Source organism: Bradyrhizobium genosp. L (assembly GCF_015624485.1).
Lineage (GTDB): Bacteria > Pseudomonadota > Alphaproteobacteria > Rhizobiales > Xanthobacteraceae > Bradyrhizobium.
Genome location: NZ_CP061378.1, coordinates 1,117,240 through 1,137,490 on the forward strand (window position 1 = coordinate 1,117,240; position 20,251 = coordinate 1,137,490).

Annotated in this window: 15 protein-coding genes, 1 other RNA gene and 2 pseudogenes; 10 read left to right on the forward strand and 8 right to left on the reverse strand. The window is 65.7% G+C overall.

Annotation, left to right across the window (positions count from 1 at the left end):
* The first annotated feature begins 289 nt into the window (after positions 1–289).
* From IC762_RS05140 to IC762_RS05160, 5 genes and pseudogenes are all read left to right on the forward strand, one after another.
* Positions 290–1,492 (forward strand): efflux RND transporter periplasmic adaptor subunit, encoded by a 1,203-nt coding sequence (locus tag IC762_RS05140; protein ID WP_195787544.1) that lies wholly within the window; start codon positions 290–292, stop codon positions 1,490–1,492.
* A gap of 6 nt (positions 1,493–1,498) precedes the next feature.
* A complete protein-coding gene (locus IC762_RS05145) occupies positions 1,499–4,651 on the forward strand; it encodes a multidrug efflux RND transporter permease subunit (protein WP_195787545.1) in 3,153 nt (1,050 codons plus the stop codon).
* 40 nt (positions 4,652–4,691) lie between these two features.
* A pseudogene (locus IC762_RS05150) lies at positions 4,692–4,924 on the forward strand (AAA family ATPase); the annotation flags it as partial.
* 155 nt (positions 4,925–5,079) lie between these two features.
* Positions 5,080–6,042 carry a glycosyltransferase family 2 protein gene (locus tag IC762_RS05155; RefSeq protein ID WP_195787546.1) on the forward strand — a complete coding sequence of 321 codons (963 nt, stop codon included), beginning with the start codon at positions 5,080–5,082 and terminating at the stop codon, positions 6,040–6,042.
* Positions 6,042–7,661 (forward strand): hypothetical protein, encoded by a 1,620-nt coding sequence (locus IC762_RS05160; protein ID WP_195787547.1) that lies wholly within the window; start codon positions 6,042–6,044, stop codon positions 7,659–7,661. Before IC762_RS05155 ends, IC762_RS05160 begins: the two co-directional genes overlap by 1 nt.
* Positions 7,662–7,673: 12 nt before the next feature.
* On the opposite strand, the gene IC762_RS05165 is transcribed toward IC762_RS05160, so the two are convergent.
* The 8 genes from IC762_RS05165 to tkt form a co-directional block, all read right to left on the reverse strand.
* Positions 7,674–8,468 carry an inositol monophosphatase family protein gene (locus IC762_RS05165; protein ID WP_195787548.1) on the reverse strand — a complete coding sequence of 265 codons (795 nt, stop codon included), beginning with the start codon at positions 8,466–8,468 and terminating at the stop codon, positions 7,674–7,676.
* A 220-nt stretch (positions 8,469–8,688) separates the two neighbouring features.
* Positions 8,689–9,771: a tetratricopeptide repeat protein gene (locus IC762_RS05170; RefSeq protein WP_195787549.1), complete on the reverse strand. Its 1,083-nt coding sequence runs from the start codon at positions 9,769–9,771 to the stop codon at positions 8,689–8,691.
* Between the two features lie 7 nt (positions 9,772–9,778).
* On the reverse strand, positions 9,779–10,456 hold the full coding sequence (locus IC762_RS05175) for a thiamine phosphate synthase (protein WP_195787550.1): 678 nt from the start codon (positions 10,454–10,456) through the stop codon (positions 9,779–9,781).
* A complete protein-coding gene (locus IC762_RS05180) occupies positions 10,457–11,482 on the reverse strand; it encodes a class I fructose-bisphosphate aldolase (protein ID WP_195787551.1) in 1,026 nt (341 codons plus the stop codon).
* A gap of 177 nt (positions 11,483–11,659) precedes the next feature.
* Positions 11,660–12,727, reverse strand: coding sequence for a class II fructose-bisphosphate aldolase (fba, locus tag IC762_RS05185; RefSeq protein WP_195787552.1), 1,068 nt, complete (start codon positions 12,725–12,727; stop codon positions 11,660–11,662).
* A gap of 48 nt (positions 12,728–12,775) precedes the next feature.
* Positions 12,776–13,972, reverse strand: a complete 1,197-nt coding sequence (locus IC762_RS05190) for a phosphoglycerate kinase (RefSeq protein WP_195787553.1) — start codon at positions 13,970–13,972, stop codon at positions 12,776–12,778.
* 128 nt (positions 13,973–14,100) lie between these two features.
* Positions 14,101–15,108: a type I glyceraldehyde-3-phosphate dehydrogenase gene (gene gap / locus IC762_RS05195; protein WP_195787554.1), complete on the reverse strand. Its 1,008-nt coding sequence runs from the start codon at positions 15,106–15,108 to the stop codon at positions 14,101–14,103.
* A gap of 162 nt (positions 15,109–15,270) precedes the next feature.
* The gene (gene tkt, locus IC762_RS05200; RefSeq protein ID WP_195787555.1) at positions 15,271–17,253 is read right to left on the reverse strand and encodes a transketolase; all 1,983 of its coding nucleotides are present in this window, start codon (positions 17,251–17,253) and stop codon (positions 15,271–15,273) included.
* Between the two features lie 333 nt (positions 17,254–17,586).
* Here tkt and IC762_RS05205 point away from each other — a divergent pair, with 333 nt between their 5' ends.
* The 5 genes and pseudogenes from IC762_RS05205 (at position 17,587) to IC762_RS05225 (ending at position 20,195) form a co-directional block, all read left to right on the forward strand.
* Complete coding sequence (locus tag IC762_RS05205) at positions 17,587–17,907, forward strand: DUF4164 domain-containing protein (protein WP_195787556.1); 321 nt, start codon at positions 17,587–17,589, stop codon at positions 17,905–17,907.
* Positions 17,904–18,287 carry a cell division protein ZapA gene (locus tag IC762_RS05210; protein WP_195787557.1) on the forward strand — a complete coding sequence of 128 codons (384 nt, stop codon included), beginning with the start codon at positions 17,904–17,906 and terminating at the stop codon, positions 18,285–18,287. Before IC762_RS05205 ends, IC762_RS05210 begins: the two co-directional genes overlap by 4 nt.
* Positions 18,288–18,460: 173 nt before the next feature.
* Positions 18,461–18,622, forward strand: a non-coding RNA gene (ssrS, locus tag IC762_RS05215) — 6S RNA.
* A 164-nt stretch (positions 18,623–18,786) separates the two neighbouring features.
* Positions 18,787–19,426 (forward strand): annotated as a pseudogene (locus tag IC762_RS05220) (5-formyltetrahydrofolate cyclo-ligase).
* Positions 19,368–20,195, forward strand: coding sequence for a TIGR00282 family metallophosphoesterase (locus tag IC762_RS05225; protein ID WP_195787559.1), 828 nt, complete (start codon positions 19,368–19,370; stop codon positions 20,193–20,195). The pseudogene IC762_RS05220 and the gene IC762_RS05225 overlap by 59 nt, the downstream one beginning before the upstream one ends.
* Positions 20,196–20,251 lie beyond the last annotated feature (56 nt).

Below are 20,251 nucleotides of genomic sequence, written 5' to 3' on the forward strand. Positions count from 1 at the left end.
CCGGCCGCCGTGAGGCACGCGGTCGCACACGCAAAAGGTCGCGTTCCCGTGCACGCAGACCTTAACGTCGTCCCACAGCCTGCGATGGAACCCGCTCACAATCCGGTGACTCCACGAAAGGGCCCGCGAAATCAGTACGATAGTTTTGTGTGACAATGAGCCGCCCGCGAAGTGCGTTGCATCGCAACAAGCAGAATCTATTTTGACCGCAGCAACGCGAGCGATGTCGCCGTGACACCGCCGTTGGGTTGCTCAAACCCTGTTCAAACCGTTGGGGGCGATAATCTCGATGTCTGGACTTCGTGCGCAATCGGCATGCATTGCTCTGATGCTCGCCGTCACGGCGCCATTGCTTGCTGGCTGCGATGAGCCCAATTCCGCAACTGCCGCCGTACAAGCACCCGAGCCGGACGTCAGCGTCGTCACCGTGAAGCCGCAGGCGCGCGCGATGGTGCGCGAGCTGCCGGGCCGCATCGCGCCGACCCGCGTCTCCGAGGTGCGTCCCCGCGTCTCCGGTATCGTCGTCAACCGCATGTTCCACCAGGGCAGCGAGGTGAAGGTCGGCGATCCCCTGTATCAGATCGATCCGCGCCCGTTCGAGGTCGAGTTGCAGGCGACTGATGCTGCGCTGGCGCGTGCCAAGGCCGAGCTCGAGCAAGCCTCGCTGCAGGCTCGCCGCGTCGCGACCCTGACCCAGCAGCGCGCCGCGCCGGAGGCCACCAACGAAAAGGCGATCGCCACGCTGAAGCAGGCCGAGGCCGACGTGCAGGGCCGCGAGGCCGAGGTCGCGCGTGCAAAACTCAATCTGGATTACGCGACGATCCGTGCGCCGATCGACGGTACCATCGGCGCTGCACTGGTGAGCGAAGGCGCGCTGGTCGTACAGAACGACGCGTCGAGCCTTGCCACCATCCAGCAGCTCGATCCGATCTATGCCGACTTCCAGCAGTCGGTCACCGAGATGAACCAGCTCCGCCGCGCCTTCGACAATGGCGATCTCGAGCGTATCGCGGCCGACGCGCTCAAGGTGCGCCTCGTGCTCGACGACGGCTCGATCTATCCGCTGCCGGGCAAGCTGTTGTTCTCTGAGGCCAAGGTCGATGCCTATACCGGGCAGGTCACCCTGCGTGGCGAATTCCCGAATCCGAACCGCATCCTGCTGCCGGGCATGTATGTCCGCGTGCAGATCGAGCAGGGCATCGACTCCGACGCGATCGCCGTTCCCCAGCAGGCGATCCAGCGCAATGGCGGCGGCGGCAGCGAGGTGTTCGTCGTCAAGCCCGACAACCATGTCGCGGTGCAGCCGGTACGCACCGGCTCGCTGCAGGGCGGCCAGTGGTTCGTCAGCGAAGGCCTGAAGGCCGGCGACAACGTCGTGGTCGAAGGCTTCCAGAAATTCGCCGCCGGCGACAAGGTGCGGCCGCAGGCCTGGCGCGAGGTCGACGCGGCCGCGGCGCCGGACGAGCAGCAAACCGCGCATGCGGTGCGGTGAGCCGCCATGCCTGCTTTCTTCATCGACAGGCCGATCTTCGCCTGGGTCGTCGCGCTGTTCATCTGTCTGATCGGCGCGATCTCGATCCCGCTGCTCGCGGTGGCGCAGTACCCGATCATCGCGCCGCCCTCGATCTCGATCTCGACCAGTTATCCCGGCGCGTCGCCGGAAAACCTCTACAACAGCGTGACGCGGCTGATCGAGGAGGAGCTCAACGGCGCCGCCAACATCCTGAACTTCGAATCGACCTCCGACTCGCTCGGCCAGGTCGAAATCATCGCCAACTTCAAGCCGGGCACCGACACCAGCCAGGCCTCGGTCGAGGTGCAGAACCGCCTCAAGCGCGTCGAGGCGCGGCTGCCGCGCGCCGTGATCCAGCAAGGCATCCTGGTCGAGGAAGCTTCCTCCGCGGTGCTGCAGATCATCACGCTGAATTCGACCGACGGCAGCCTCGACGAGGTTGGGCTGGGCGATTTCATGATCCGCAACGTGCTGGGCGAGATCCGCCGCATTCCCGGCGTCGGCCGCGCCACGCTGTATTCGACCGAGCGCTCGCTCCGAATCTGGATCGATCCGGCCAAACTGGTCGGCTATGGTCTCTCGGCTGACGACGTCAACAAGGCGATCACGGCGCAGAACGCCCAGGTCGCCTCCGGCAGCATCGGCGCCGAGCCGAGCACCGACACGCAGAAAATCTCCGCCCAGGTGCTGGTCAAGGGCCAGCTCGCCTCGCCGGACGAATTCGGCGCCATCATCCTGCGCGCCAATGCCGACGGCTCGACGGTGCGGCTGCGCGACGTTGCGCGGATCGAGATCGGCGGCCTCTCCTATCAGTTCAATACCCGCCTGAACGGCAAGCCGACTGCGGGCCTCTCGGTGCTGCTGTCGCCGAAGGGCAATGCGCTGGCGACCGCAAGCGCGGTCGAGGACAAGATGAAGGAGCTGTCGCGCTTCTTCCCGGCCAATATCAGTTACGAGATTCCCTACAACATCACGCCGGTGGTGAAGGCCTCGATCGAGAAGGTGCTGATGACCCTGGTCGAGGCGGTGGTGCTGGTGTTCATCGTGATGTTCTTATTTCTGCAGAACATCCGCTACACCATCATCCCGACCATCGTGGTGCCGGTGGCGCTGCTCGGCGCCTGTGCCACGCTGATGATCGCCGGCTTCTCGATCAACATGCTGACCATGTTCGGCATGGTGCTGGCGGTCGGCATCCTGGTCGACGACGCCATTGTCGTGGTCGAGAACGTCGAGCGCATCATGGCCGAGGAGGGCCTGCCGCCGAAGGAAGCCACCAAGAAGGCGATGTCGCAGATCACCGGTGCGATCATCGGCATCACGCTGGTGCTGATGGCGGTGTTCGTGCCGATGGCGTTCTTCCCGGGTTCGGTCGGCATCATCTATCGCCAGTTCTCGGTCACCATGGTGGCGGCGATCGCGTTCTCGGCGCTGCTCGCGCTGTCGCTGACGCCGGCGCTGTGCGCGACGCTGCTCAAACCCGTGCAGAAGGGCCACGGCCATGCACAACGGGGTGTGTTCGGCTGGTTCAACCGCATGCTCGAATCCGGCCGCGCGGGCTATGTCAGGACGGTGCAGGGTGGGCTGAAGCGCACGGGACGCCTGATGCTGATCTACGCTGTGCTGTTCGGCGCGGTTGGCTACGGCTTCGTGCGGCTGCCCGGCGGCTTCCTCCCGGTCGACGACCAGGGCTTCATCACGACCGACGTGCAGACGCCGTCGGAGTCGTCGTATGCGCGCACCGAGGCGGCGGTCGAGCAGGTCGAGAAATATCTCAGGGATCGTGAAGGCATCGAGAACGTCACGTTCCTCACCGGCTTCAGCTTCCTCGGCCAGGGCATGAACACGGCGCAGGCCTTCATCTCGCTGAAGGACTGGTCGGAGCGTGGCGAGAAGGATACTGCCGCGGCTATTGTCGCCGATATCAACCGCGAATTGTCGTCGATCCGCGACGCCAAGATCTCGGCGCTGCAACCGCCACCGATCGACAACCTCGGCAACTCCTCGGGTTTCTCGTTCCGCCTGCAGGACCGCGGCCAGAAGGGCTATGCGGCGCTGATTGCGGCGTCCGACCGGCTGATCGCGGAGGCCAATGCCAGCCCGGTGCTGCAGAAGGTCTATGTCGAAGGCCTGCCGCCGGCGCCGCAGGTCAATCTGATGATCGACCGCGAGAAGGCCGGTGCGTTCGGCCTTACCTTCGAGGACATCAACAACACGATCTCGACCAATCTCGGCTCGAACTACATCAACGACTTCCCGAACCGCGGGCGGATGCAACGCGTCATCGTGCAGGCCGACAAGACCAGCCGCATGAACGCCGATGACATCCTCAATTACAATGTCAAGAACAGCCGCGGGCAGTTGGTGCCGTTCTCGGCCTTCGCTACCATCGAATGGTCGAAGGGACCGACGCAGATTGCGGGCTTCAACTACTATCCGGCGGTGCGCATCTCCGGCGAGGCGCGGCCAGGCTTTACCTCGGGCGATGCGATCGCAGAGATGGAACGGCTCGCCGACAAATTGCCGCGCGGCTTCGGCTATGAATGGACCGGGCAATCCTTGCAGGAGAAGCTCTCGGGCTCGCAGGCGCCGTTCCTGCTGGCACTCTCGGTGCTGGTGGTGTTCCTGCTGCTGGCCGCGCTCTATGAGAGCTGGACCATTCCGCTCGCGGTGCTGCTGACGATTCCGCTCGGCATCTTGGGCGCGGTGGTGGCGGCGACGATGCGCGGCCTGTCCAACGACGTCTACTTCACGGTCGGCCTGATCACCATCATCGGCCTTGCGGCAAAGGATGCGATCCTGATCATCGAGTTCGCCAAGGATCTGCGCGCGCAGGGCAAGCCGCTGGTGGAAGCAACGATCGAGGCGTGCAGTCTACGCTTCCGCCCGATCCTGATGACGGGTTTGGCCTTCGTCTGCGGCGTGCTGCCGATGGCGATCGCGACCGGCGCCGGCGGCGCCAGCCAGCAGGCGCTCGGCACATCCGTAATGGGCGGTATGATCGCGGTCGTGATCCTGGCGCTGCTGCTGGTGCCGGTGTTCTTCGTCAGCGTCCAGCGCGTGCTGGGCGGCGACCGGGAGAAGGTCGCGCGAGCCGAGGCGTATGGGCCGCCGGCGCCGGCAAGGTCCGGTCACTGATGGCCGAGATCGGCGCTGCTCAATCCGAGCTTGGCGCCGCCTGCCGTGTCCATTCAAGGCCCATGAACTATCGGATGGGACGCTGAAATACATCTGCCTGCTCGCCGTGTTCATGGGTATCGGCTGCCGCCGTACATCGCGCTGAACGAACCCGAGGCCAGCCTGCATCCATCGCTGCTGGCGCCGCTGGCCAGACTGATCGCCAAGGCGTCGCGCCGCGCCGACATCTGGATCGTCACTCATTCGGAACAACTGATGGAGGCGTTGCGAAGTGCAGCGGGTCGTCGTTGCCCTGGATACCGAGAAGGTGCCGCCGGCTTCCCCGACCGTGATCATTCCCGGCAGGTGGAACCGAAGGTGCCATCTGCGATTGATGTTTCCAGCCGGAGCCGGTACATCACCCTTCCGTGATGCCGGGGATACCGATCTTGAGTGGTGCCGATCTACAATCAGACACACTGCCGCTTTCCATTGTGGTGCCGTGCTTCAACGAGGAGCTCGGTCTCGACGAACTCGCGCGCCGCTGCTGCGCCAGTGCGAGCGCCGTGGTCGGCGAGGACTACGAGCTTGTGCTGGTCGATGACGGCTCGAGCGACGGCACCTGGCCGACCATCACCCGCCTGCTCGCGCAGTACCCGCGTATCGTCGCGCTGAAACTGTCGCGCAATTTCGGTCACCAGGTGGCCCTGACCGCGGGCCTGTCCGCCGTCCGCGGCCAGGCCATCCTCGTCATCGATGCCGACCTGCAGGACCCGCCCGAGCTGCTCGGCGACATGCTGAAAGTGATGAGAGAGAAGGGGGCCGACGTGGTCTACGGCCAGCGCAAGAGCCGTGCCGGCGACAGCTGGTTCAAGACCACGACCGCGAGCCTGTTCTACCGCATGCTGGAGCGCGCCACCGACATCATGATCCCCGTGGATACCGGTGATTTCCGCCTGATGTCGCGCCGGGTGTCGGACCTGATCGCATCGATGCCGGAGCGGGACCGCTTCATCCGCGGCATGGTGGCCTCGGTCGGCTTCAAGCAGATCGCATTCCCCTATGATCGCCAGGCGCGCTTCGCAGGCACCACCAAATATCCGCTGTCGAAGATGATCCGCTTCGCCAGCGACGCCTTCCTCGGCTATTCGATGGTGCTGCTGCGGTTCTCCTCGGTCGCCGCGCTGGCGATGCTGCTCGCGCTCGTCGTCGTCGCCGGCTACTCGCTTTATTCCTGGGCTTATCTCGAAGTGGTGCCGGGCTGGACCAGCCTGATGATCACCATCATCATGGTGTCGTTCTTCCAGCTCGTCGCGCTGAGCGTGATCGGCGAGTATGTCGGCCGCATCTATCTCTCGTCGAAGGAGCGGCCGTTGTTCATCGTCGACGCCGTCGAGCGCGGGCACAAGTGATGAATCAGACAGCGGTCACGGAGACGCACGGCGCAACGCCGGGCATGGGCGAGAGGCCGCGCAGGCGCCGCGGCGAGCTGCTCATCGTGTGGGGGATTGCCTGCGCGATCGCGCTGGCCCTCACCGGACGCCAGATCTACTCGGCGGCGTGGGGCATGATCGACGACCACGAGGTGTTCAGCTATCTGGCGGGCCGCTCCCGCCTGCCGTTCACCGAGATCTGGCACACCCTGATGACCAAGACCGAGGTGGGCACGCTGGCGGGCCGCTACCGGCCGACCTTCTATCTCCTGAAGGTCAGCGAGACCTGGCTGTTCGGCAACAACGTCCATCTCTGGTATCTGACGGTCAGCGGATGCTTCGCGATCATCCTCGCGTCGATCGGCTCGTTCGCGCGCCGTTTCGTCGGCGTGTGGGCGGCCGGCATCCTGACCCTCTACGTCGCCATGCTGCCGCTGTGGTCAGGGATCTGGTCCAGGCTCGGGCCGTCCGAGATCTATGGTGCGGCGTGCGTCGGGTTGATGATCTTCGCCACCGAGATCATCCTGTTCTCCGACAAAGCCTCGCGCCGCAACCTGGGCGGCGTTCTGCTTGCCGTCTCGACGGTGCTTCTGATCGGCATGAAGGAGACCTTCGTTCCGATCGCCGGCGGCGCGTTCGCGGTTCTGCTGCTCGCGGTCATCGAACGGAAGCTGTCAGTGCTCGCGTCCCTGCTGCTCGCGCTCGTCATCCTGTTGCCGCTTGCCGGCATCGTGCTGGTCGTGAAGAAACAGGTCGGCGCCAGCGGCACGGACTTCTATGCCCAGTCGATCGGGGTATCGAGCGTGCTCTCGTTCGCTCTGCGCGGCTTGCTGTCCGCGATCCTCAGCTCGGGCTGGATCGTGCTGCTGCCGATCGTGATCTTCTCGCGGCTCGAGGCAACCGGGCAGCGGCCACTGTGGGACTGGCTTCGGCCTGCGCTATTGGCTGTCGGCGCCTGGGCGCTGCTGGTCGTCACTTACGCGCTGCAATGCGCGCTCTACCGTTCCCATTTCCCGATGAACCTGCGCTACGATTTTCCGGCGATGCTGCTGGTGCCGCTGAGCCTGGTCATCGCGGCGTGCTACGTCGCCTACATGCTGCGCCGGTTCTACTCGAACCGGTTCGTCGACAATGCCGCGTTGGCCGCGGGCGCCGTTCTGCTGGTCGCGATCGAATCGAACGCGCTCGCCAGGGAGGTTCAGCTCAGCGCCATGGTCAACGCCAACATTGCCAAGACGCGGGCGTTCTATGGCGCGGTCAGCGGCGCGGCGGAGGCCGCGCGGCGTTCACCCGAAGCCCCGGTCATTCTCGACGCGCTCGGCGCCGGCGCCTACGAGCCGGTCTATTCGCTCAGGACCTATCTGGTCGGCCTCGGGGTCCAGAACCCGATCTCGATCCGCTTGCGCCCCGACGCGATCTCCTACGGGCCGCTCTACGACAATCTGCAAGCTGCGCTTGCCGGGATGGAGAAGAACGGCGGCGAGGGCTTTACCCCGCTCCAGGCCAACCTGGCCCGGCCGCACCAGGGCTGCGTCAGCATCGGCATCAACATGCCCGCCAACGCAGATTGCGCGGGCTTCGTGGTCTCGACGCAGTAGCGGCTCTCGCGCCTACTGCCCGAGCGGCTTCAAAATCTTGATCAGCTCGCCGTGCACGAATTCGTTGCCGCAGACGACGTGGCCGGTCTGCAGCGGGTCGTCACTGCCCTGGATGCCGGAGACGGTGCCGCCGGCTTCGCGCACCATGATCTGGCCGGCCGCGATGTCCCATGGCTGCAAATTGCGTTCCCAGAAGCCGTCGAGGCGGCCGGCGGCGACGAAGGCGAGGTCGAGGGAAGCCGCGCCGAAGCGGCGGAAGCCTGCGACCTTGCTCTGCAGCGCCGCCATCTCCTGCAGCGCCAGCGCGTGGTTGCCGCGACCGATATGCGGCAGGCCGCAGGCGACCACGCATTCATTGAGCTTGCGGCGGCCGGCGACGCGCAACCGCTGGTCGTTGAGGAACGCGCCCTTGCCGCGTTCGGCGATGTAGAGCTCGTCATTGGCGGGGTTGTAGATCACGCCCGCGATCACGGTGTCCTCGCGCTTGAGCCCGATCGAGATCGCGAATTGCGGGATGCCGTGCAGGAAGTTGGTGGTGCCGTCGAGCGGATCGACGATCCAGTTGTGGCTCTTGTCGCTGCCCTCACGCTGGCCGCCTTCCTCGCCGAGGAAGCCGTAGCCGGGCCGGGCCTTTTCGAGGTCGGTGTAGAGCATCTCCTCGGCGCGCTTGTCGGCCAGCGAGACGAAATTCGCCGGCCCCTTCAGCGACACCTGGAGATGCTCGATCTCGCCGAGATCGCGCTTGAGGCTGCGGCCTGCGCGTCGCGCGGCCTTGACCATGACGTTGATGAGGGCGGAGTAGAGCATGATGATTTCTTTGGTGCTGATGTGGAGCGGGTTCGAGCGTAGCCCGTCATCCTGAGGAGCCGCGAAGCGGCGTCTCGAAGGGTCGACGGCCACCGGCCGGGCCGTGCATCCTTCGAGGCTCGCTCCGCTCGCACCTCAGGATGACGGATAACGGGGGAACAGCCTGCGGCGCGAGAGATTTCCGGACTGGGTGCCCTCTGCAGGCGGCGGCGTCAAGGCGTCATTTGACGTTGTTGCCGATCCATTTCCGGGCGGCGGCCTCGCCCTTGGCGCGGTCGTCCGGGGTCATATCGGCGAGGATATCGTCGAGGTCGGGGTCGCCCTTGCCGGCGGTCTTGGCGACCAGATGCCATTTCAGCGCCTCGACCTTGTCCACCGGCGCGCCGGCGCCGGTCGCCAGCACGTGGGCGAGGCGGTTCTGGGCGATCGCGCTGTTCTGCCTGGACGCCTTGCGCAGCAGCGCCACCGCCGCCGGGACGTTCCGTGGCGTGCCGGTGCCGTTGTAGAGGGCGATGGCATACTCGACCTCGGCGTCGACATTGTCGGCCAGCGAAGCCGCCTGCAGCAGGCGCGCCGCCCTTTCGGGGTCCTTCGGCACCCCGGTGCCTTCCTTGTAGAAGGTCGCGAGCGCGTATTGCGCCTCCGGGTTGCCGGCGTCGGCCGCCATGCGCAGCAGCTCGGCAGCGCGCTTGAGGTCCTGCGGCAGGGTCTGGCCGTCGAGGTAGAGCAGCGCCAGATTATAGGCCGCCTTGGGCTCGCCGAGCTTGGCCGACGATGCCAAGAGCTTGACCGCGGCATCCTTGTCCACGGGACCGCCGCGGCCCGCGATCTTCATCATCGCATAGGCGAACATCGCCTCGCGGTCGCCGGCGTCGCTCGCCTTCTTGTACCAGTCGTCGGCCTTGGCGTAGTCGCGCTTGACGCCGAGCCCGTTGGCATAGAGCTCGCCCAGCATCGTCATCGCCTTCGGGTCGTTGTTGTACTGGACCTTGGCGGTCGCAAGCTCGAGCGTGGTCTTGTACATGCCGCGCTGATAGGCGCCGTAGATCAGGTCGACATTGGGGTCGTCGAACACCTGCGGCGTGATCGGCGTAGCCGACGGGGTGGGCGTCGGCGTGGCGGCAGGCTTGGGCGCGGCCTTCTTGGCGGCTGCAGGCGAATGCACCTTCGGCTTCGCCTCCTTCGGCGCTTCCTTTTTCGCAGGCGGCGTCTGCGCCGGGGGCGTGATCGACAGCTGCGCCATCGCGCCGCCCGTCAGCATCATGCAGCCGAGCGCAACACCTATCGGACGCAGGCGCTTCATTCCGGCGTCATCCCTCGGCCTTGGCCTTTCCGAGCGTGTTGGCGTAGGCCTCTGCGATCGCTGTGCCGATCTCGACCAGCGCGGCTTTCGCGCCGCGCGGATCGGCCCAGATGAAGTCGCCGACCAGCACGAAGTCCGCCCCTGCGGCCGCGAACTGCTCGGCTTCCGCGCGCGAGGTGGCGAAGCCGACGCAGGGCGGCTCGAACAATTCGTCCCACCATTCCAGCCGCTCGGCAATCGCCTCGGTCGAGGGCCGCGCTCCCTTGGCGTCGGGCTCGCCGAACAGCACATAATCGGCTCCGGCTTCGCCCGCGGCCATCGAATCGTGGCGCGTCGCGAGCCCGCCGATGCCGGCGATGCGGTCCGGCTTCAGCGACGGCATCGCGTCTTCCATCGCGGCGATGCCGGTCAAATGCGCGCCGTCGGCTCCGGCGCGGGCCACGATCTCAGGGTGGCCGTCGACCAGCAGCGCCGCACCCGCGTTCTGCACGGCAGGCACCAAAGCCTTGATCCGCGAGATCATGGTGCGTTGGTCGGTTTCGCGCAGGCGCACCAGCACCGCGGCGACGTCGGCCGCAGCCAGCAAATCCGGCAGCTCGGCAACGAGCTGCGCGGGGTCATCGACCTCGGGCGTCGCGAGATAAAGCCGCGGGACGGGGCGCGGCGGAACGGGCTTGGTGGCCAACTATGCCGCCTGTTTCTCGAGGCCGGTGTCCCAGTGGCCGGTGCTGGCGAGGCCGTTCATCCTGGCGCGGTGCGAGAAGGCGCGCTGGCCCGCAGGCACGTTGTCGGCCTTGCCGGACCACGCCTTCTGGGGCGCGGCCTGCAGCGCCCGGCCATAGGAGAAGGTGAGATGCCAGGGCAGATTGCCGATCTTGTTCATGGCGTCGAGATGCGCGGTCGCTTCCTCGTCGCTCTGGCCGCCGGAGAGGAAGGCGATGCCGGGGACGGCGGCCGGCACGCAGCTCTTGAGCAGGCGGACGGTCTTCTCGGCGACCTCCTGGACCGAGGCCTGCTTCGGGCACTTCTTGCCAGATATGGCCATGTTCGGCTTCAGGATCATGCCTTCGAGCGCGACCCGCTGCACCCGCAATTCCTGGAACGTCTTGTTCAGCACACGCTGCGTCACCTCGTAGCAGCGGTCGATGTCGTTATCGCCGTCCATCAGCACTTCCGGCTCGACGATCGGCACGATCTGCGCGGCCTGGCACAGCGCGGCATAGCGCGCCAGCGCATGCGCGTTGACGCTGATCGCGGTCATCGTGGGAATTCCATTTCCGATGTCGATCACCGCGCGCCATTTCGCGAAGCGCGCGCCGCGCTCGTAATATTTCTTCAGCCGCTCGGCGAGCTTGTCGAGGCCCGATGTGACGAGTTCGCCCGGGCAGTTCGGCAGCGCCTGCGTGCCCTCGTCGACCTTGATGCCGGGAATGGCGCCGGCCTGCTCGATCAGCTTGACCAGGGGCGTGCCGTCTTTCGCGTTCTGCCAGATCGTCTCGTCATAGAGGATGACGCCGGAGATGTATTTGCTCATCGCTTCCTGCGAACGGAACAGCATCTCGCGGTAGTCGCGGCGGCTATCTTCGGTCGATTCGACCTTGATGGCGTCGAACCGCTTCTTGATGGTGCCGGAGGATTCGTCGGCGGCGAGGAGGCCCTTGCCGGGGGCGACCATGGCGAGGGCAATCTTGTTGAGGTCAGCAAGGTTCATCGAGGCGTCCTCCAGAGCGCATTGCCTTTGCGAGCCAAAATAGGCGGTTCTCGGGCAGTTGCCTAGAAAACGTTCGTCGCGGGCCGGCGGGTTGCCGCCGCCGAGGAAGGCCGGGACACCGTTTCCGATTGCGTCAGAAGCGATGTCCCGCCGTAATGTTTGTCGGGCGACCTGCCGTCAGGCGATCTTGGGGTCGAGTTCGCCCTTGGCGTAGCGCTTGGCCATATCGGCGGTGGTCAGCACCTTCTTGATCTTGCTGGCCTGGCCCGCGGTGTTGAACTCCTCGAGGCGCTGCTTGCACAGCTTGGTCATCGCCTCCATCGCCGGCTTCAAATATTTGCGCGGATCGAACTCTTCCGGATTGTCGTTCAGCACTTTCCGGATCTGGCCGGTCATCGCCATGCGATTGTCGGTGTCGATATTGATCTTGCGCACGCCGTTCTTGATGCCGCGCTGGATCTCGGTCACAGGCACGCCCCAGGTCGGCTTCATCTTGCCGCCATTGGCGTTGATGATGTCCTGCAGATCCTGCGGCACCGACGAGGAGCCGTGCATGACGAGATGCATGTTCGGCAGCTTGCGGTGGATCTCCTCGATCACCTTCATGGCCAGGATGTCGCCGTCCGGCTTGCGGGTGAACTTGTAGGCGCCGTGCGAGGTGCCCATCGCGATCGCCAGCGCGTCGACCTTGGTCTCCTGCACGAACTTCACGGCCTCGTCGGGATTGGTGAGGAGCTGGTCATGCGACAGCTTGCCCTCGGCGCCGTGGCCGTCTTCCTTGTCGCCCATGCCGGTCTCCAGCGAGCCGAGCACGCCGAGCTCGCCTTCCACCGAGATGCCGCCGAGATGGGCCATGCCGGTCACCGTCCTGGTGACGCCGACATTGTAGTCCCAATCGCCGGGGGTCTTGCCGTCGGCTTTCAGCGAGCCGTCCATCATCACCGAGGTGAAGCCGGCCTGGATCGCCGTCATGCAGGTCGCCGGCTCGTTGCCGTGGTCGAGATGCACGCAGACCGGGATCTGCGGATAGATCTCGGTGACGGCGTCCATCATGTGCTTGAGCATGACGTCGTTGGCGTAGGAGCGGGCACCGCGCGAGGCCTGGATGATGACCGGCGCATCGACTTCGGAGGCCGCGGCCATGATCGACAGCGCCTGCTCCATGTTGTTGATGTTGAAGGCAGGTACGCCATATTCGTGCTCGGCCGCGTGGTCGAGCAGTTGCCGCAAGGTGATGCGAGCCATTCCAATTCTCCCTATGCGTAAGGCGCTTGTCGCGCGCGATAACCTAAATCAGCTCTTTTTCAAAACTTCGACGCCGGGCAGGGGCTTGCCCTCCATCCATTCAAGAAACGCGCCGCCCGCGGTCGAGACGTAGGAAAAATCGTGCGCCACGCCGGCCTGGTTCAGCGCGGCCACGGTGTCGCCGCCGCCGGCCACCGACACCAGCTTCTTCGCTCTGGTGCGCTCGGCGGCATGCTTGGCCGAGACCACGGTGCCGCGGTCGAACGGTGTCAGCTCGAAGGCGCCGAGCGGTCCGTTCCAGACCAGCGTTGCCGCATCGTCGATCGCGGAATGGATGCGCGCGATCGATTGCGGGCCGACGTCGAGGATCATGCCGTCGGCCGGGATAGCGTCGAGCCCGTAGGCATGCGACGGCGCATTGGCCGCGAACTGGCTGGCGACGACGGCGTCGACGGGAAGAATGATCGCGCAATTCGCGGCATTGGCCTTGTCCAGGATCTTCAGCGCGGTCGCGGCGAGATCCTTTTCGGCGAGCGATTTGCCGACGCCGATGCCCTGCGCATGCAGGAAGGTGTTGGCCATGCCGCCACCGATCACCAGCGCATCGACCTTGCTCACCAGGTTTTCGAGCAGATCGATCTTGGTCGAGACCTTGGCGCCGCCGATGATCGCGATGACGGGCTTGGTCGGCGCTTCCAGCGCCTTGCCGAGCGCGTCGAGCTCGGCCTGCATGGTGCGGCCGGCATAGGCCGGCAGCTTGTGGCCGAGGCCCTCGGTGGAGGCGTGGGCGCGATGCGCAGCGGAGAAGGCGTCGTTGACCCAGATGTCGCCGAGCTTTGCGAGCTCAGCGACGAAGCCCGGGTCGTTCTTTTCCTCTTCCTTGTGGAAGCGGGTGTTCTCCAGGCAGAGGATGTCGCCGTCCTTCATGGCGCCGACCGCCCTGGCCGCGGCCTCGCCGATGCAGTCCTCGGCGAAACCGACCGGACGCTTGATGACCTTCGACAATTCCTCAGCGACGGGCTTCAGCGAGTCCTTGGCATCGCGGCCCTTGGGCCGGCCGAAATGGGCGAGCAGGATCACCTTGCCGCCCTTGTCCGAAATCTCGGTGATGGTCGGCGCGACGCGCTCGAGCCGGGTCGCGTCGGTGACGCGGCCGCCTTCCATCGGGACGTTGAGGTCGACGCGCAGCAGCACGCGCTTGCCCTTCACGTCGACGTCGTCGAGGGTACGGAATGATTTTGTCATGAAGGGTCCCTTGTCCCGGGCGCTGCGCAGAACCGGGACCCACGCACGGGTCCCGCGGTGGCGTGGGTCCCGGCTCTGCGGAGCGGCGTGAACACACGCCGCACCGCGTCCGGGACGCGAGACGTGAGTTACAGCAGCTTGCCGATCGCAACCGCGGTGTCGGCCATGCGGTTGGAGAAGCCCCACTCGTTGTCGTACCAGGACATCACGCGCACGAAGTTGCCGTTCTGCACCTTGGTCTGGTCCATGTGGAACGTCGAGGAGTGCGGATCGTGGTTGAAGTCGATCGAGACGTTCGGCGCGGTGGTGTAGCCGAGGATGCCCTTGAGCTGCTGCTCGGAGGCGCGCTTCATCGCCTCGTTGATCTCCTTGGCGTCGGTCGGGCGCTTGGCGACGATCTTGAGGTCGATCACCGAGACGTTCGGGGTCGGCACGCGGACCGAGACGCCGTCGAGCTTGCCTTTTAGCTCCGGGAGAACCAATCCGATCGCCTTCGCCGCACCGGTCGAGGTCGGGATCATCGACATCGCCGCGGCGCGGCCGCGATAGAGGTCCTTGTGCAGGGTGTCGAGCGTCGGCTGGTCGCCGGTATAGGCGTGAATCGTGGTCATGAAGCCGGTCTCGATGCCGACGGTGTCGTTCAGGACCTTGGCGACCGGGGCCAGGCAGTTGGTGGTGCACGAGCCGTTCGAGATCACCAGGTGATCCTTGGTCAGCGTCTCGTGGTTGACGCCGTACACGATCGTCGCATCGGCGCCGTCGGCAGGCGCGGAGACGAGCACGCGCTTGGCGCCGGCGGTCAGATGCGCGGACGCCTTGTCCTTGGCGGTGAAGATGCCGGTGCATTCCAGCGCGACGTCGACGCCGAGCGCCTTCCACGGCAACTTGGAGGGATCGCGCTCGGCGGAAACCTTGATCTTGCTGTCGCCGACGGTGATCGTGTCGCCGTCAACGGTCACGGTGCCGGGGAAGCGGCCGTGCACGGAGTCGAAGCGCAGCAGATGCGCGTTGGTCTCGACGGGGCCGAGGTCGTTGATGCCGACCACCTCGATGTCCTTGCGACCGGACTCGGCGATGGCGCGCAGGACGTTGCGGCCGATGCGGCCAAACCCGTTGATTGCGACGCGGATTGCCATTGCTCGTCTCCTCTAAAGCTGCTGCCGGCCCCGCGGGAGGACTCCCACGAGGGTTTTGCGGCGGAACGCCCGGTTCAGCCGGGCGCAAGCGGAAAAGATGGAGCTTTGGTAATCCTTTTTCGCGGCAAGCTCAACCGTCAGCACACGCCCGTCTGGCCGGCGTCAGACGCGCTTCAGCGCAGCGTTAACGGCGGCCTCAGCAGTAATGCCGAAGTGCTTGAAAAGGTCCTTGGCCGGGCCGCTGGCGCCGAATCCGTGCATGCCCACGAATTCACCATCATGGCCGATCACGGCGTCCCAGCCCCAGCGCACCGCGGCCTCGATCGCGATCTTGACCGGCGCGTTGCCGATAATGGCATTTTGCCGCTCGGCCGGCTGCTGCAGCAGCAATTCCAGCGCGGGCACCGAGACCACCCGCGTCGGGATGCCGCGCTGGGCGAGCTGCTTCTGCGCCTCGACGGCAAGCTGGACCTCGGAACCGGAGGCGAACAATGACACTTTTGCGTCACCCTGCGCCGCGACCAGCTCGTACGCGCCGTGGCTGCACGGGTTGTCGTTGGGCGCCGTGGTGCGGAGCTGCGGCAGGTTCTGGCGGGTCAGCGCCAGCACGGTCGGGCCGTCGATGCGGTTGAGCGCCAGTTCCCAGCACTCGGCGGTCTCGACCGCGTCGCAGGGCCGGAACACGCGCATGTTCGGGATCGCGCGCAGCGCCGAGAGATGCTCGACCGGCTGGTGGGTCGGGCCGTCCTCGCCGAGGCCGATCGAGTCGTGGGTCATGACATAGACCACGCCGGTGCCCATCAGCGCCGATAGCCGCATCGCGCCGCGTGCATAGTCGGTGAAGACCAGGAAGGTGGCGCCGTTCGGCGCGAAGCCGCCATGCAGGAAGATGCCGTTGAGGCACGCCGCCATGCCGTGCTCGCGGATGCCGTAGTGGATGAAACGGCCCTTCGGCGTCTTGGCGGCGAACGCCACCGCCGATTTCGCCTTGTTGTTGTTGGAGCCGGTGAGATCGGCGGAGCCCGCGACGAACTCCATCGGCATTGCGGCTGCGATCACTTCGATCGCGGCTTCCGACGATTTGCGGGTCGCGATGTTGAGCGGATTTTCCAGCAGGTTTTTCTTGAAGGCGCGCAGTCCCTTTGCCAGCGCCTGCGGCCGCTCGTGGCGGATGCGGCGCTCGAACTCGGCGCGCTTGCGGCTGCCGAGCTGGTTGAACTGCTCGTCCCATTCCTTGTGCGTGGCGACGCCGCGGGCGCCCGCTTCGCGCCAGGCCTTCAGCACGTCATCGGGCACCGAGAACGGCTCGAGCGAGATGCCGAGCTTTTCCTTCGCCGCTTTGAGCTCGTCGGCGCCGAGCGCTTCGCCGTGCGCTTTCGCGGTGCCGGCCTTGTGCGGCGCGCCGTAGCCGATCGTGGTCTTGCAGGCGATCAGCGACGGCTTGTTCGACTTCTGCGCGCGGGTGATCGCGGCTGATATCGCGTTCTGATCCTGACCGTCGATCAATTCGGCGGCCCAGCCGGCCGACTTGAAACGCTTCACCTGGTCGACCGAGTCGGAGATCGAGGTCGGGCCGTCGATCGAGATGCCGTTGTCGTCGTACAGCACGATCATCTTGTTGAGCCGCCAGTGGCCGGCGAGCGCGATCGCCTCCTGCGAGATGCCTTCCATCAGGTCGCCGTCGGAGGCGAGCACGTAGGTGTGGTGGTTGACGATCTTCTTGCCGAACTCGGCGGCGAGCATTTTTTCCGCGAGCGCCATGCCGACCGCGGTGGCGATGCCCTGGCCGAGCGGGCCGGTGGTGGTCTCGATGCCCTTGGTGTGGAAATTCTCCGGGTGGCCCGGCGTCAGCGATCCAAGCTGGCGGAAATGCTTGAGCTGGTCGAGCGTCATGTCCTTGTTGCCGGTCAAGTACAGCAGCGCATAGAGCAGCATCGAGCCGTGGCCGGCCGACAGCACGAAGCGATCGCGATCGGGCCACGCCGTGTCGGCCGCATCGAATTTCAGGAACTGGGTGAACAGCACCGTTGCGATGTCGGCGGCACCCATCGGCAGGCCGGGATGGCCGGAATTGGCCTTCTCGACGGCGTCCATGGCAAGGCCACGGATCGCATTGGCCATACGGGTGTGATCGACCTGCGTCATGATGAAAATCCGCCTGGAATGAGGAGCTGTTGCGAGATGCATCGGGGCGGGCAGCCGCGACACGCGCGTGATGGCCTTACGGGTTAAGGGGTGGATTAGCACCTCATTTCCGCAAGTCCAAGGCGATGAAACGCCCCAAAACGGGGAAAAGTTGCTCAAAACCGGCCGATTTCATTGAACGGTGCATAGCTCCGCGGCGGCGTTGCGCTCGCCTCGCTCACCACGTAAATTTCATCCCGTAAACGCTTGCCGAAACGCCGGTTTTGCCGTGCGGCAGGCTGAACCGAATCCAACCGAACCAGGCCACCTCGAAGGGGTCAGCGCCAGCGTGTCATGAGTGATCGTCCCGCAAACGGGTCTGCCAATACCGAGGCACCGCTCGCCGATATCGATGCCGCGACCAAGCGGCTGATGGCGGCGCTCGATGCGCTGGAGAGCTCGGTGGAGCGGCGCCGCGAGGCCGACCGCGACGAGAACGAGCTGGCAAGCCGGATTCAGGCGCTCGGCGCCGATCGCTCCAGGCTTGCCGACGAGCTCGACGGCTCGCTGGTGAAGACGCGCAAGCTCGAGCGCGCCAATCGCGAAATCGCGGAAAAGCTCGACGCGGCGATCGGCACCATCCGCGCCGTGCTCGAGGGCGGAGACACCAGATGAGCCACATCAACGTCACCATCAATGGCCGGCAATACCGCATGGCCTGCGAGGAGGGCCAGGAGGTGCGGCTGCTCAAGCTCGCGGAAAACCTCGAGCAGCGCATCGAATCGCTGCGCGGAAAATTCGGCGAGATCGGCGATGCCAGGCTCACCGTGATGGCGGCACTGACCGCGTGCGACGAGATCGTGGACTCGGCCGCGCGCATCCGCAGCCTGGAAGAAGAGCTTGAGCAGCTGCGCAGCGCGCGCACCGCTGCCGCTGACCGCGCCCGCGCCACCCAGATGGCGGTCTCCAACGCGCTCAACGCCGCCGCCGAGCGGATCGAGCGCACCACCCAGGTGCTCAACCGCACCGTCGGCGGCGGCATCGCGATCGGGTAGCCACCGTCGTCCCGGCGAAGGCCGGGACCCATAACTCCGCGGCCCATCGAGTCTGGGCGGTGCAGATCGATACCATCCAGAACAATGAAGAGTTGTGGTTATGGGTCCCGGCCTTCGCCGGGACGACAAGGTGCCGCTGGCGGAACCAGAACTTCGTCGCTACATTACCCCTCGCGAAGCTGCGTCGTGCGTCAGGAGCCATAATATCCCCGGGGCCTTATCGATCCTTTAGGGAACTGTCCCTGGCCGGGTCCGTGGACCCGGACATATGGTGCCCACCTACTTTCGTAGGGAACTCCGGGATCGAGCGCTCCAACGGCCTCTGCGGCTTCGCACTTGATTTCTGCCGATGCCTTTTGTCGCGTCACGGCGGTTCTGAGGTGCAGCACGCCCGCTCTCGCGGGCATTCAATACGCGGCGGCTCGTCCGCATCATAGCTTGCGTCCCTGGAATGAGCGGATCGCACGCAAGGGCGGGCGACCAGAGCGGAAGATGGGTCATGCACGCATCTCCATCGAAGGCCGAGCTTCGAGCCCTTGCGCTAGCCAAGCGTGATGCGCTGAGCGACGCGCAGCGCGCTGCCGCTGCCGAGGCGCTGGCCAAGCGCGGCGCGCCGTTCGAGATCACCGAAGGCATGATCGTCTCCGGCTATGCCCCGATCCGCAGCGAGATCGATCCCAAGCCATTGCTGCTGACGCTCGCCGCCAAGGGCGCGCGGCTGGCGCTGCCCTGTGTCAATGCGCGCGGGCAGTCGCTGACCTTCCGCGCCTGGTCGCCGCAAGACCGGCTGATGCTCGGGCCGCTCGGCATCCCCGAGCCGTCGCCGGCCGCGGCCGAGGTGCATCCTGACGTGATGCTGGTGCCGCTTGCGGCATTCGACAAGCTCGGCCATCGCATCGGTTACGGCGCCGGCTATTACGACTATAGTTTCGCGCATCTGCGCAAGACCAAGCATGTGATCGGGGTCGGGGTCGCCTTCGCGGCACAGGAGACCAAGGTGATCCCGGCGCTGTCGCACGACGTCGCGCTCGATTATGTGCTAACGGAGCGCAAGGCGTTCGATTTCCGGAGTGGCTAGCATTGCGTATTCTGTTCGTGGGCGACGTCGTCGGCAAGACCGGCCGCACCGCCATCAATGACCACCTTCCCGGCATGATCAAGGACTGGTCGCTCGACCTCGTCATCGTCAATGGCGAGAATTCCGCCGGCGGTTTCGGCATCACCGAGGCGATCTATCACGAGCTGCTCGATGCCGGCGCCGATGCGATCACGCTCGGCAACCACGCCTGGAATCAGAAGGAAGCGCTGGTCTTCATCGAGCGCGCACCGCGGCTGATCCGCCCGCTGAATTTCCCGCGGCATTCGCCCGGCCGCGGCTCGGCGCTGGTCGACACCAAGAACGGCAAGCGCGCGCTGGTCATCAATGCGATCGGCCGCGTCTTCATGGAGCCGTCCTCCAACGATCCGTTCGCCGCGATCGAGCGCGAGCTCGAGGCCTGTCCGTTGCGCGAAGGCGCCGATGCCGTCGTGCTGGATTTCCATGCCGAGGCGACCAGCGAGAAGCAGGGCATAGGCTATTTCTGCGACGGCCGCGTCAGCCTCGTGGTCGGCACCCACACCCACGTGCCGACCGCCGATCACCAGGTGCTGACGGCTGGCACCGCCTATATGAGCGACGCCGGCATGACCGGCGACTATGATTCGGTGATCGGCATGCAGAAGGAGGAGCCGCTGCAGCGGTTCCTCACCGGCATCCCCTCCAGCCGCTTCGAGCCGGCCGCAGGCGTGGCGACGCTGTCGGGTGTCGCGGTCGAGACCGACGATGCAACCGGGCTTGCGGTGAAGATCGCGCCGGTCCGCGCCGGCGGGCGGCTGTCGCCCGCGGTGCCGGAGTTCTGGATCAGCTAGCCTTTCCGGAGGGGAAGTGCTCTATTCGACGCGAGCGGAGGCACCCGTGAGCGGCG